Annotated in this window: 9 protein-coding genes, 2 tRNA genes and 1 pseudogene; 11 read left to right on the forward strand and 1 reads right to left on the reverse strand. The window is 35.6% G+C overall.

The genetic code is table 11. From position 1 onward, the window contains the following. Positions 1-134: 134 nt before the first annotated feature. From QE431_RS01050 to QE431_RS01100, 11 genes and pseudogenes are all read left to right on the forward strand, one after another. Positions 135-668 (forward strand): hypothetical protein, encoded by a 534-nt coding sequence (locus QE431_RS01050; RefSeq protein WP_307291768.1) that lies wholly within the window; start codon positions 135-137, stop codon positions 666-668. A 40-nt stretch (positions 669-708) separates the two neighbouring features. After that, complete coding sequence (locus QE431_RS01055; RefSeq protein ID WP_307291769.1) at positions 709-1299, forward strand: hypothetical protein; 591 nt, start codon at positions 709-711, stop codon at positions 1297-1299. 173 nt (positions 1300-1472) lie between these two features. Then, positions 1473-4048 (forward strand): annotated as a pseudogene (locus tag QE431_RS01060) (M1 family aminopeptidase). Beyond that, positions 4045-4971 carry a DUF58 domain-containing protein gene (locus QE431_RS01065; protein ID WP_307291770.1) on the forward strand — a complete coding sequence of 309 codons (927 nt, stop codon included), beginning with the start codon at positions 4045-4047 and terminating at the stop codon, positions 4969-4971. The pseudogene QE431_RS01060 and the gene QE431_RS01065 overlap by 4 nt, the downstream one beginning before the upstream one ends. Positions 4972-5057: 86 nt before the next feature. After that, positions 5058-5131, forward strand: a tRNA-Asp gene (locus QE431_RS01070). A gap of 599 nt (positions 5132-5730) precedes the next feature. Next, positions 5731-5804 (forward strand) — tRNA-Asp (locus QE431_RS01075). Positions 5805-6072: 268 nt separating this feature from the next. Beyond that, the gene (locus QE431_RS01080) at positions 6073-6885 is read left to right on the forward strand and encodes an AraC family transcriptional regulator (RefSeq protein WP_307291771.1); all 813 of its coding nucleotides are present in this window, start codon (positions 6073-6075) and stop codon (positions 6883-6885) included. Between the two features lie 247 nt (positions 6886-7132). Next, positions 7133-8431 (forward strand): TolC family protein, encoded by a 1299-nt coding sequence (locus tag QE431_RS01085; protein ID WP_307291773.1) that lies wholly within the window; start codon positions 7133-7135, stop codon positions 8429-8431. 89 nt (positions 8432-8520) lie between these two features. Continuing rightward, complete coding sequence (locus QE431_RS01090) at positions 8521-9570, forward strand: HlyD family secretion protein (RefSeq protein WP_307291775.1); 1050 nt, start codon at positions 8521-8523, stop codon at positions 9568-9570. A 1-nt stretch (position 9571) separates the two neighbouring features. Next, positions 9572-11155, forward strand: coding sequence for an MFS transporter (locus QE431_RS01095; protein WP_307291777.1), 1584 nt, complete (start codon positions 9572-9574; stop codon positions 11153-11155). A gap of 265 nt (positions 11156-11420) precedes the next feature. Further along, positions 11421-12086: an HAD family phosphatase gene (locus QE431_RS01100; protein WP_307291778.1), complete on the forward strand. Its 666-nt coding sequence runs from the start codon at positions 11421-11423 to the stop codon at positions 12084-12086. A gap of 83 nt (positions 12087-12169) precedes the next feature. On the opposite strand, the gene QE431_RS01105 is transcribed toward QE431_RS01100, so the two are convergent. Further along, positions 12170-13015 (reverse strand): class I SAM-dependent methyltransferase, encoded by an 846-nt coding sequence (locus QE431_RS01105; protein WP_307291779.1) that lies wholly within the window; start codon positions 13013-13015, stop codon positions 12170-12172. Positions 13016-13263 lie beyond the last annotated feature (248 nt).

The following is a 13263-nucleotide window of genomic DNA, read 5'->3' on the forward strand; positions in this document are numbered from 1 at the left end:
AGCTTGAACTTATTGGCGCAAATTTGTCCTGTAATTAAATCACAAGGAAAAAAAAGTTCCTGTTGATTGTTGCAAAAATAAAGCTATTGAATTAAAAAAGAAGTATTTAATTAATTTTTTAAAACCAAATTGTTATGAAATTTTCAAAAACCATTTTTACAATTTTCTTACTAGCCATTTCTACAATTTCATGCAGCGGCGATGACGGAACTGATGGTGTTAATGGAGCTGACGGAGCGCCAGGAGCAGCCGGGACAGCAAATGTTATTTACAGCGCATGGCTAACAGCACCAGCAGCAGCTGCAGAAACTATAGACGGTACTGCAGGAATGTCTACTACTATTAATGCACCAGAACTATCAACAGACATTCTTTCTAAAGGAACCATATTAGTGTATGTGTCTTTTGGATCAGGTACTTACACATTGCCATACACATCTACCGCAGGAGGATTTGCAAATACAATTACTGCAATTTCTAATCCTCAGAAAATCAAATTATTTAGATTTAGACATGATGGAGGCGGAACGGTAAACCTGCCAACAACGCTTAGCTGGCGATATATTTTAATTCCTGGCGGAGTAACGGCAACAGCGAAAACTGCAAAGTTGGATTATTCTAAAATGAGTTACGAAGAAGTTTGCGCGCATTTTAACATCAAACCTTAATTCTGAAATCAAATAAAATCAATTAATTAAAATATATATTATGAAAGCTCTAAAAACTATTTTGACCCTTTTATTAATTGCCGTTTCTACGGTTTCATGCAGCAGCGATGACGATAAAGATGCTGTTAAATATAATGAAGAAAATCCTCTAGACGCTTATATGGCAGGATCTGGATTTAGCCAGAAAGCTGTTGATGTAAAAAATTCAGGAATTTATGAATATGGTTTTAGTTTTAAACCAACTGTAACGGGAAAAATAAACTCTTTAATTGTAAAAATTCCAGATGTAAATCCAACTTTAAGAGTTACTTTATGGGATGCTGCAACCAAAACAGTTATAAAATCTGAAACTATAAATGTTGCTACAGCTAATGTTACAGTCGAAAAAGCAATTTCGCCAATCGCACTAACTAAAGATAAAGAGTACTTTTTTACAGTAAATAGTGACGGCTGGATCAACAGAACAAAAACAGATGGATCGGCAGTGACTTATCCAATTGTGGCTGGAAATATCACTATTACAGGATATGCGTATATCTCAAGTACGGCTGCAGAAACTATTTTCCCAACAAATGCACGTAATACCTATTATGCAGGTGACGTTACATTTAAATTTCAACAAACAGAATAATTCTTTTTTTTGGATAGCTTTGAATTAGTAAAGGAAAAGGTTTGGCGGTAGTCAAGCCTTTTTCGTTAAAAATACATTTTGTTTTTTTTAGACTTGACGGGTTTTTAAAACCTGTTAGGTCTTTTTTTTGGAACTTATTTTCTATTTTTAGCAAATCTTATATTCCTTTAAAAATGAAAATTCTATACACCTTTCTTTGTTTTTTTATGTTGATTTCTAATGGTTTTTCCCAATCAAAAGAAAAAGAAAGTGTGCTGTTAGAAAATGGGGTTTCAGAACAATTGGCGCAGTTTCGTAAAAAGCAGATTTCAGAAGTTCAGTATAATTTGTCATTCGAGATTCCCAATCAGAAAGAAGAAAATATAAATGCCCATTTGACGGTAAATTTGAATATATCTGATTTAAGTCAGCCTTTACTTTTTGATTTTAAAGAGAAAACTTCAAACATAAAAACAGTTGCCATAAACGGAAAAAGTCTTCCCATTGTTTACCAAAACGGGCATATTGTAATTCCTTCCTCGGGTTTAATTTTAGGAAAAAATGCAATTTCAATTTCCTTTATCGCGGGTAATTTATCGTTAAATAGAAATGACGATTTTCTATATACACTTTTAGTTCCAGATCGCGCAAGTACCTTATTTCCATGTTTCGATCAGCCGGATATTAAGAAGCTGCTTACAAATTGAGTCTTTCTGTACCAAAAGATTGGTCGGTTTTGGCTGGAGCCGATGTAAAAGAGAAAATCGATAAAGGTAATTTTATCACATATATTTTTGGAGAATCAGATAAAATGAGCACCTATTTATTCTCTTTTGTAGCAGGGAAATTCAAAAGCACGACGCAAAAACCAGGTTTAGAAATGACGATGCTGTATCGTGAAAACAGTCCAGAAAAATTCCGCGTAAGCGCAGATACTATTTTCAATCTGCATCAGCAATCCTTAGATTTTTTAGAAAAATATACCAATTATAAGTTTCCGTTTCAAAAGTTGGATTTTGCTTCGATTCCCGTTTTTCAATATGGCGGAATGGAACATGTTGGCGCGATTCAGTACCGAGAATCAACTTTGTTTTTGGACAACAGTGCAACGGATAGTGAAAAATTAAACCGAGCAAAACTCATCGCGCACGAAACGTCACACATGTGGTTTGGTGATTTGGTCACAATGAAATGGTTTGATGATGTTTGGATGAAAGAGGTTTTTGCCAATTTCATGTCCGATAAAATAATGAACCCGATTTTTCCGAAAGTCAATCATAATCTGCAGTTTTTTACCGCGCATTATCCTAGCGCTTACGCGGAAGATCGTTCTTTAGGAACACATCCAATCAAACAGCATCTGGCGAATTTAAAAGACGCTGGTTCGCTGTACGGAGCCATTATTTACAATAAAGCGCCAATTATGATGCGTCAGTTAGAAGCTTCGATGGGAAAGGAAGCTTTTCAGAAAGGAATTCAAAACTACATTCAAAAATACGCCAATGACAATGCCGATTGGAATAATTTGGTAGAAATTCTGGATGCAGAAACGCCGCTCGATATGAAAAAATGGAGTGACGTTTGGGTAAACAAATCTGGAAGAGCGATTTTTACGGATAAGATTGAATACGATTCTAAAAACCGAATTAAAACTTTTGACATTCAGCAAAAAGCAGAAGACAACTCCAATAATATCTGGCTTCAGGTTTTTCAGATTGGTTTGGTTTATGCCAATGATGTAAAAGTTCTGACGATAAATATTAATGATAAAAACACCGTTTTAAAAGAAGCCGTCGGACTTGAAAAACCAATTGCCGTTGTTTACAATTACAATGGTTTTGGGTATGGAGTTTTTCCGCTTGACGGGAATAATTTGGATTATATTTCTACATTGAAAGATGAGGTTGCAAGAGCGTCGAGCTACAGCAATCTTTATGAAAATACACTGCTAGAAAATGTTTCACCAGATAAAGCGTTTAATTGTTTTCTGAAAGCAATTCAAAAAGAAGAAAACGAATTGGTTTTGAGAATTGCATCTAATAATTTAAATACAATTTATTGGAGATTTTTTACAGAAAAACAACAAAGTAAAGTTCAGAAACAGCTTGAAGGTATTTTGTACGAACGTTTACAAGCTAATTTATCAGCCAATATCAAAAAGACATTGTTCGGATTATTCAGTTCGATTGCCTATTCTAATTCGGCAAAAGCCAGTTTATATAAAGTTTGGAACAGAGAAATCTCGATTCCGAATTTAAAATTAAACGAAGATGATTATACCAACATGGCAATGAATCTCGCAATTTTCAAACATCCAAAAGCAGATGAAATTTTGGAAAAAACCAGAACAACATTTACAAATCCTGATAAACAAAAGCGTTTTGAGTTTCTGCTTCCATCATTATCCAAAGACGAATCGATTCGAGATGCTTTTATGGAATCTTTAAAAGAGGATAAAAACCGTGAAAAAGAATCGTGGGTTTCTGTTGGATTAGCGAATATTCATCATCCGCTTCGTCAGGAAAATGCACAAAAATATATCAGATTTTCATTAGATTTGGTTGATGAAATTCAGCGTACGGGAGATATTTTCTTCCCGAAAGACTGGCTGGATAATACAGTTGGAAAATATTCTTCGAAATTTGCCTTTGATGAAGTACAGCGATTCTTAAAAGAAAACCCTAATTTTAGTCCTATTTTAAAAAGGAAATTATTTCAATCGACAGATTTGCTTTATAAAGCACAAAATATTAAAAAAGAAACCGAATGAAAATCGAATCGGAAATAGAGAAAGTCTCCAGTTTTCAGCATCTTGAAATGCTGGCCAATCAGGTTGTGGAAGGTTTTATATCGGGAATGCACAAGAGTCCGTTTCATGGATTTTCGGCTGAATTTGCTGAACATAAAGTGTATAATGCAGGCGAAAGCACTAAACATATCGATTGGAAATTATTTGCCAAAACCGATCGTTTGTATACGAAACGTTTTGAGGAAGAAACCAATTTACGCTGTCATTTAATTGTTGACAATTCCTCTTCCATGCATTATCCTGAACTCAAATCAAATCAGCCATTCTATGAAAAGAAAATCGGATTTGCAGTTTTGGCTTCGGCGGTTTTAATGAATATCTTAAAGAAACAACGCGATGCAGTTGGTTTAAGCGTTTTCTCCGATAAATATGAATATTACGCACCAGAAAAAGGAAGCGATCGCCATCATAGAATGCTGTTGAATAAACTGGAAGAATTATTAGTGCAGCCAAAAGTCAAAAAAACAACCGATACCATTACGTATCTGCATCAAATAGCAGAGAAAATGCATCGCCGTTCGATGATTATTTTGTTTACGGATATGTTTCAGACTGAAGATGATGAAAAGCTTTTTAACGCTTTGCAGCATTTAAAGCACAATAAACATAAAGTAGTTTTGTTTCATGTGGTTGATAATGAAACCGAATTGAAATTTGATTTTGACAATACGCCAAGAAAGTTCATTGACTTAGAATCAGGAGAAGAGGTTTCTATTTTTGCAGATAACGTTAAAGCAGAATACGAAAAAAGGGTAGAAACCTATTTTAAAAACCTAGCTTTAACCTGTGCTAAGAACCAAATTAAGTACGTTCCGGTAAATGTTGGTGACAATTTTGAAAAAATATTGACTACATATTTGGTTGAAAAACAAAACTTTGGATAAATATTTGAAAATTTATTTCATTTTTTTTACAAAAACACTTGCAGAAATGAAATTCTGTACTATCTTTGCAACCGCAATAACGCAGAGGTTTGGTAGTTCAGTTGGTTAGAATACATGCCTGTCACGCATGGGGTCGCGGGTTCGAGTCCCGTCCAGACCGCAATATTGGGAAAAGCCTTTCTTTTAAGAAAGGCTTTTTTGCCCAAAAACGGTATCTAAGATTAGTTGTGTTGTTTTGCTACGACTTTGTAACTCGTAGCTGGTTTAGTAGTTAGACCAATGAAAAGCTTTCCACTTTTGTGGATGGCTTTTTTGATTTATAGCCTTTATGATAAAAGGCAAATTCCAAAGATTTTGAAGCCTCAAAATTAAATTCCAAATTCCAATTCCACAACGTTTGTCATTTCGACGAAGGAGACTCGAGCGACAGCGAACTGGCGTAGCAAATCTCCGCAAGCAATTCTATAAAGATTTTCTACTCATATATTGAAAATAGCGCTTGGTTTCAACCAAGGCAAGCACAATGGATATAAATCGTTGCCGATGGCTGAAACCGTGGGCTGTGTTTAGAAAAATGATAAATATTTCTATGTGAAAACCTTCTCGGTTAAGAAAAAGAAAGAAAGTTCTTCTTTTTTTAATTTGCGGGCAATTTTTAAAATATTGGAATTTAAGCAATTAAAAATTTCTCAATTTTTATTCCTAAAAACCCTTGCAGAATCCAACTTCTGTTGTATTTTTGCACTCGCAATAACGCAGGGTTTGGTAGTTCAGTTGGTTAGAATACATGCCTGTCACGCATGGGGTCGCGGGTTCGAGTCCCGTCCAGACCGCCTAAGTTGTTAAAAATGCCTATCATTACGATAGGCATTTTTTTTTTATAACAATTTGGATTCAACCGCAAAGTACGCTAAGATTTTAAAGTATGCTTTTTTAGAAAGCACAAAGTTCGCAAAGCTTTGTATTGATCCAGCTTTGCGAACTTTGTGTTTTCTATGCGTACAGTAAAATTAAATCTTAGCGTACTTTGCGGTTAAATCACTACTGTTTTACACTCCAAACTATTTATTTCTTCTTATATTTATATGTCATTATACTTCAATGGAACATTCCGGTCAAAAGCTAGATAAATATTACATCAAAAAAGTAGATGCTGATAAAAAAAGCATTTACTGCCACCACGATTTGATGGGAGAATTGTTTATTCCTACACACAAACATGATAAAGCCCAATTACTTTATGCAGAAGGCGATGTCGTTTTTGTAACAACGGAGACCAAAACCTATTTTCTGCCCGCAAGACATTTTATATGGATTCCGAGTGGAGTGGAACACAGTATTCAGCCGAAATCTGAAAATGTGATGATGCGAAATTTATATTTTCCGGTTGAAAAAGGAGAAGATGAATTTTATCAGGTCGAAGGTATTTATCCCGTCAATAATTTATTGTTGCAAATGATGCTTTTTACCAATCGTTGGAATGGTGATCTTAAAAAAGGAACGCCAAACTTTACCATTGCAAAAGCAATAAAAGCAATTCTTCCTCAAATCTGCACTAATAATCTTCCGTTAGAATTGCCTCAGCCCAAAGACAAACGGCTTAGTAAAATTTTGCGTTACATAGAAAACAATCTAGGCGAAACGATTCTGTTTGCAGATGTTGCTCACGAATTCGGTTACAGCGAACGCTCTTTGTATCGCTTGTTTCAAAAAGATCTCAAAATGTCTTTTATTCAATATTATACCATTAGAAGAATCTTAAAAGCAATCGAACTTTTATTAGAAAGAAAACTTTCTGTAAAAGAGGTAGCTCTAGAAGTAGGTTACAATAGCGTTCCGACTTTCAGCAACACATTTTTTAAGATTTTAGGACAAAGACCTTCCGATTATTTAAATGGGGAGGATATTTTGTAGTTTTTTAAATCTGCGTGAATATCATAAACCAAATCCATTTTGTAATAAATTGTTTTTCAATGTTTTAATATAACGTTTTCGGAAAATAAGATTTTAACATTTGTCCGAAATGAATATGTTATTGACTTTTTAGAATTATCAGTCATCGTAAAAATGAAGGAACTTTGCAGTATAAAATATTTATGTATTCATGTTCCTTAAAATAACAAATTCTACAGACGATTGTTTTCTCAAAAAATTGTTGCTATTGCTAATTTTATTGGCATTAAATAGTTTACAAGCACAGGAAATTCATACGGTTTCATTAAAAGAAGCGATGAAACTGGCTAAAGAAAACAACAAAAAAATCCTTCGATCTCAATTGGAGATCACGCTCTCAGAGCAAAACATAAAAGAAAGTAAAGAACTCCGCCTGCCGGATATCGAATTAAACGGCGAGTATTCCAGAATTACTAATATTACCGAATTCAAAGGAAATGGTTTCTTGAATGGAAAAGAAGTAACAAAAGCGATTCCTGAAATTTATCAGGTGAATTCAACTTTTAAAGTGCCAATTTATGCTGGAAATAAAATCAACAACGCCATCAAAATTGCGAATCAGGAAAGCGAAATTGCGAAAATAAAAACAGAAAAAACCGAAAATGATATTGAGCTCGAAGTCGTAGCCAATTATCTTTCGATTTATAAAATGATGGAACTTCAGAAGATTTTTGAAGAAAACATCAAAGAAGAAAAAAGCCGATTGAAAGAAGTACAGTCGCTTCAAAAACATGGAACGGTTACGAAAAACGAGGTTATTCGTGCCGAATTGCAGCTTTCGGATCGTGAACTAAATGCGCTTACAAACTCCAAAAACATTAAAATTGCGCTTCACGATCTGAAAACACTGCTTCAGATTCCGGAAAACGAAGAAATTGCGATCGATACAACAGCTAATCTTGACGAATTGAATGGTTTAGATCCCTACGATTTTTATATGAATAAAGCTTTGCAAAACGAAGAAATGCGCATTGCCAGTCAAGAATTAAACATCAAAAAAACGGAACTGCAATTGGTTAAAGGAAATTATCTGCCTACGGTAAATTTCTTCGGGAATTATGGTTTTTATTATCCTAACTACAAATTTTTTCCGCCAAATCCGTATTTGTACACTTTAGGGCAGGTGGGTATTGAAGCACATTTTGATATTTCGGCTTTGTATAAAAACAAAACCAAAGTAGAACAGGCGAATAAAAAAATCGAATGGCAGCAAATGCAGTCTGAAATTATAAAAGATGAAATTCAGGATCAACTGTATAAAGAGCATACGCAATATCAGGAAATCCTTGAAAAATTTGTGGTGGTCGACAAAGCTTTGGATTTAGCCAATGAAAATTACCGAATTGTAAAGCTGAAATACTTAAATCAATTGGTTTTAATAACGGAAATGGTCGATGCCGATAATGCTTTGCTTCAGGCGAAATACAACAAAATTTCTACGCGATTGGATGCAGTTCTGAAACATTACGAATTGCTTCATACGGCGGGGATTCTTCCTCAGAGTTAGATGTTAGATGTGAAAAGTTAGAAGAAAGAGGCAAGAGGCAAGATTTAGAAGTAGATAATAGAAAATAGACAAGAAAAGATATAGAGTTTATGGTTAAGATAAAAAATGAAACTAGAAGAAACAAAACGTTTCATATACTAATAACGGTTATTGCGTGTGCGCTTGTGGCGAGCGGGGTTATTTTGGGAATTTGGTTTTACGTTTTCAACAGAAATCACGAAGAAACCAATGACGCACAAGTAGAACAATATGTAACGCCAATTATGTCGAGAATTACAGGTTATGTACAGGAAGTTCGTTTTAATGAAAACCAATTTGTGCATAAAGGCGATACTTTGGTGGTGATTGACAACAGAGAATATCAATCAAAATTGAATGTGGCTTTGGCCGATGTTCAAAACGCCAAACAAAACAGCGTTGTAGCACAAAAAAATGCGATAAATACGGCCAGCGCAACTGCAATTAACGAAGCGCAATTAGATGCTGCAAAATCGAATCTTTGGAAAACAAAATTAGAATACGAAAGATATCAGGCTTTGGTGAAGGATGAAGCCGCAACTTCTCAGCAATTAGAGAAAGTAAAGGCAGATTATGAATCGGCGCAGGCACATTTTCAGGAAATGAAAAATAGAATTCATTCGGCAGATTTAAGTACTTCTGTGGCCGAGGCTAATGTTCCGACAACACAAACGAATATCGCATCCAAACAAGCTATGGCAGATAATGCCGCATTATTTCTTTCATACACTATAATTACAGCGCCTTACGACGGCTGGGTTGGAAAACGAACTTTACAGCCTGGACAATTGGTAAAAGAAGGACAATCACTGCTTTCAATCGTGAGCAAAGAAAAATGGATTACCGCCAATTTTAAAGAAACGCAATTGCAATATTTAACCGTTGGGCAGGAAGTTGAAATTAAAGCCGATGCTTTGAGCGACAAAACTTTCGTTGGTACAATTGCTTCTTTATCGCCTGCGAGCGGGGCAAGATTTTCATTGCTTCCTCCAGATAATGCAACAGGAAACTTCGTTAAAATCGAACAAAGAATTCCAGTTCGAATTCAGTTAAAAGACACTGACAAAAAAACCGATTTTTTAAGAGCGGGAATGAATATCACCGTGATCGCGGCACACTAAAATGGAAGATAAAAGTATTTTTAAATCCTGGGTTCCAAAATGGGCAATCATTATTATTTTGTTTGTCTGCCTTTTGCATTCCATGATTTTATTGGGAGTTTATACTTCAAACGTAACTTACGCAGCGAGTTTTCTGGACATCGAGCCAGAAGATTTGCAATTTGCGATGTGCGTTACGTACGGAACTTTACTCGCCACAATTTTAATCGAAAGCAGATTTTCGAGTTTTTTTCCTGCAAAAAATTACCTGATGGCGGTGTATTCCTTAATCGGGATTACGATTGTTTCATCGGCTTATATTACCAATTTCTATCTTTTTTTAATGTTGAGAATTGTAGAAGGAATCTTAATGGCGCTTCCGGTAATTACGATCAGACAATTATTAATTGAGCAGTTTAATTCTAAAAATGCCATTATAATAGGTTTTTCGTTTTACTACGGTTCGCTGTTATTGTCAACGCCATTTATTATGAATATTGCGGTTTGGTTTCTGGATCATTACGATTGGAAATACATGCTGTACGTTTCGGGCGGCTTGCAGGTTTTGAATGTCTTTTTAATCTTAGTTACTTTTCGTGGGCACCGAATCACAAAGAAAATTCCGTTGTATCAAATCGACTGGATGAGTTATTTTTTGGTTTTAACTGCCATTCTTTGCGGTGCTTACTTTTTTGTTTATGCCGAAAAAAAATATTGGTTCGAGTCTTCGCACATGGTTGTAATGCTGATGATTGCACTCATCACAGGAGGTTTATTTATCTTTAAAGAACGCTTGGTAAAAAGACCGACTTTTGATTTTGAAGTCTTTAAATATGCCAACCTGCGAATTGGGTTTTTATTGTTTTTTCTTTTCTATATCAGCAGAGCAACGCTGAGTCTTTGTCATTCGGCGATGTTTTCTATTTGGAATTGGGATCCGTCACGAGTTGCGGGCGTGCAATACATAAACGGGCTAGGAAATGTAATCGGACTTATTTTAGCGGCCTATTTTCTGATGAAATCTGTTTCGACCAAAGTTATTTTCATTATTGGATTTTCGCTAATTGCATTGTTTCATTTTTGGTTTACGTTTCTTTTTGTGCCCGATGTGGCTTTATCAGATATTATCGTTCCGTATATTTTGCAAGGAATCGGTGTTGGGTTTTTATTTGTTCCGCTCATCTTATTTACCACATCATCGGTTCCGGCAAAAATGGCGGTTTCTTCGGGAATTGTTGGAGTTTCGGGTCGTTTTTGGGGAAGTACAATTGGTTTTTGCGTGATGCAGAATGCCGTTGTATTTTTAAACAAAAAGCACTTTTTAAAATTAAGTCAATTCGTAACAGGCGATAATCCCGAAGCACAGCAAACTATTGCTTCAGCAACACAGAGTTTTATGGCAAAAGGATATTCTGCAGATAACGCAAATACTTTGGCACTTAAAAAAGTCTTCGGAACAGTTGCGAAACAAGCGACTTTATTAGCCGATATGGAAATTTATACGATTGTTGGTTATGGTTTGGTGGTTTTGATTATTCTAATAGCATGTAATCAGCATTTGAGACAGACAATGACTTTGGTTAAAAGTAAGATTTGGATTGGATAGTTTTTTTGTTTCAAGTTTCAGGTTTCAGGTTTTTTCTCAGTTTATTTTGTCATCCTGAGGAACGAAGGATCACACTAGAAGCTCCGCACAGAAATTCGCCAATCTTTGTGGAGCTTCTAGTGTGATCCTTCGTTCCTCAGGATGACAAACAATACGCGAAAAAAAATAAAATCTCAGCGAATCTCTGCGAAAAACCTCCGAGAATCTCTGTGAAATAACCCTTTATTACCCTATCTTGCAAACGTTAAAAAATAAAAAATATAAAATGAAACAGCAATGTGTAATTTTTGATATGGATGGCGTGATTTCGCACACCAATCCGCATCATGTGAAGGCTTTTGAGGCGTTTTTCGATAAATATAATGTTCCTTATACAAATGAAGAATTCGAAGAACATATGTACGGAAAACATAACAGTTACATCATGACGCATTTTTTCAAGCGCCCAATTGCGGGAGAAGAACTGCTGAAACTCGAAGACGAAAAAGAAGGAATGTTTCGCGAGATTTATAAAGACAAAGTAGATACGATTCCGCATTATTTGGATTTTTTAAACGAATTAAAAGCTCGCGGATTTAAAACGGCTGTTGCAACGTCGGCGCCGCGTGCGAATCTGGATTTGATTGCAAACGCTTTAAAAATCTCAGACAAAATGGATTCGATGATGTCCAGCGAAGATGTAACACTTCATAAACCAAACCCAGAAGTATATCTAAAATCGGCAGAGCGTGTGGGAGTTTCTCCGTCTGATTGTGTGGTTTTCGAAGATTCTTTTTCGGGCGTTACAGCGGGATTAAATGCAGGAATGAAAGTTGTTGGCGTTTTGAGTACACATACGAAAGAACAGCTTCCTGTATGTGATTTTTATATTAATGATTATAGTGAAATTAATGTGGATAAGATTATTGAAATATTAAATTCCAATAAATAAATTCCAAATTCCAAACTGTACGAGATGCCTTTGTCAAAGTTTTAAACTTTGACAAAGGTTTTTTCTTGACAAAACTTTTAAGACTATTTCTCTCCAGCAATTACAAGTGCATTTCCATCAATAATAACATTTCCGTCAGGGAATTTTTCATTTACTAAAGTAAAAACTTCTTGTCTGATTTTTTCTCTCATTGCATCATCGGCATTGCTGAGTGCGGCGACAAAAGGCGCGGCAATTTCTGTGATCAGATTCCAATAGACATCTGCAGTACCACAATTTAATTTGCCAGTCAGTTCTGTTTCGGTAGTATTTTTAAACCCAGCCTGTTGGAAAATATCGCTTATTAAACCGCTTTTTGAACAGCGAAACATTCCCGGAGCTTCGGGAGGCGGAGGGGTGAGCTGCATGTTTCTGTTAATCGTTCCGCCAACAGCGGTGACCCAGAAATTTTTCTCAGGTCCGCTCCAGACCGCAGTTGCGATTTTGCCGCCAGGTTTCAGAACCCGATACATTTCTTTTGCTGCTAAAAGCATATCAGGAAAAAACATAAAACCCATTCGACAGCTTATCGCATCAAAGGTATTGTCATAAAAAGGAAGCTCGGTGACATCGCAAGCTTTAAATTCGACATTTGTAATTCCTTTTCTAAAAGCATTTTCGCGGGCAATGGTAAGCATATCGTCAGCGAGATCGGTAATAATGACTTTTCCATCAGAAAGCATCGCAGCAATGCTCAAACCTGGTTCGCCAGTTCCAGCTGCGACATCTAGAATTACGTCTGATCCTTTTGGGTTTATCGAACGAATGATTTCATCGGCAAAAGGCCTCATAAAATCCAGAATTTCATGATCCCATTTTTTCCAGCCTGGAGAAAATTTGTTCCAAGATGCTTTTTGCTGTTCCCGAATTTCTTGTAGTTGTGGTTCCATTTTGTTTATTGTTAGGTTGTTGAAAACGAATTTTATAACCGAAACAAAATTTGGGGAATTTGTTCTGCAAATAGGCAAAGAGAAGAGTTTTTGGCAGATTTTTTTGGATTAGCAAAGTTACGGAATAAATCTTTTTGGTGAACTGGTTTTAGTGTTAATTTATTGATTAATAGTGTTTTGTGTTTTTGTTTCTCATCACAAATTACCACCAAGTATTGTTATTCGATCCCGAAGTCTCGGGATCAAAA

This window comes from Flavobacterium sp. SORGH_AS_0622, from assembly GCF_030818825.1.
Classification (GTDB): Bacteria; Bacteroidota; Bacteroidia; order Flavobacteriales; family Flavobacteriaceae; genus Flavobacterium.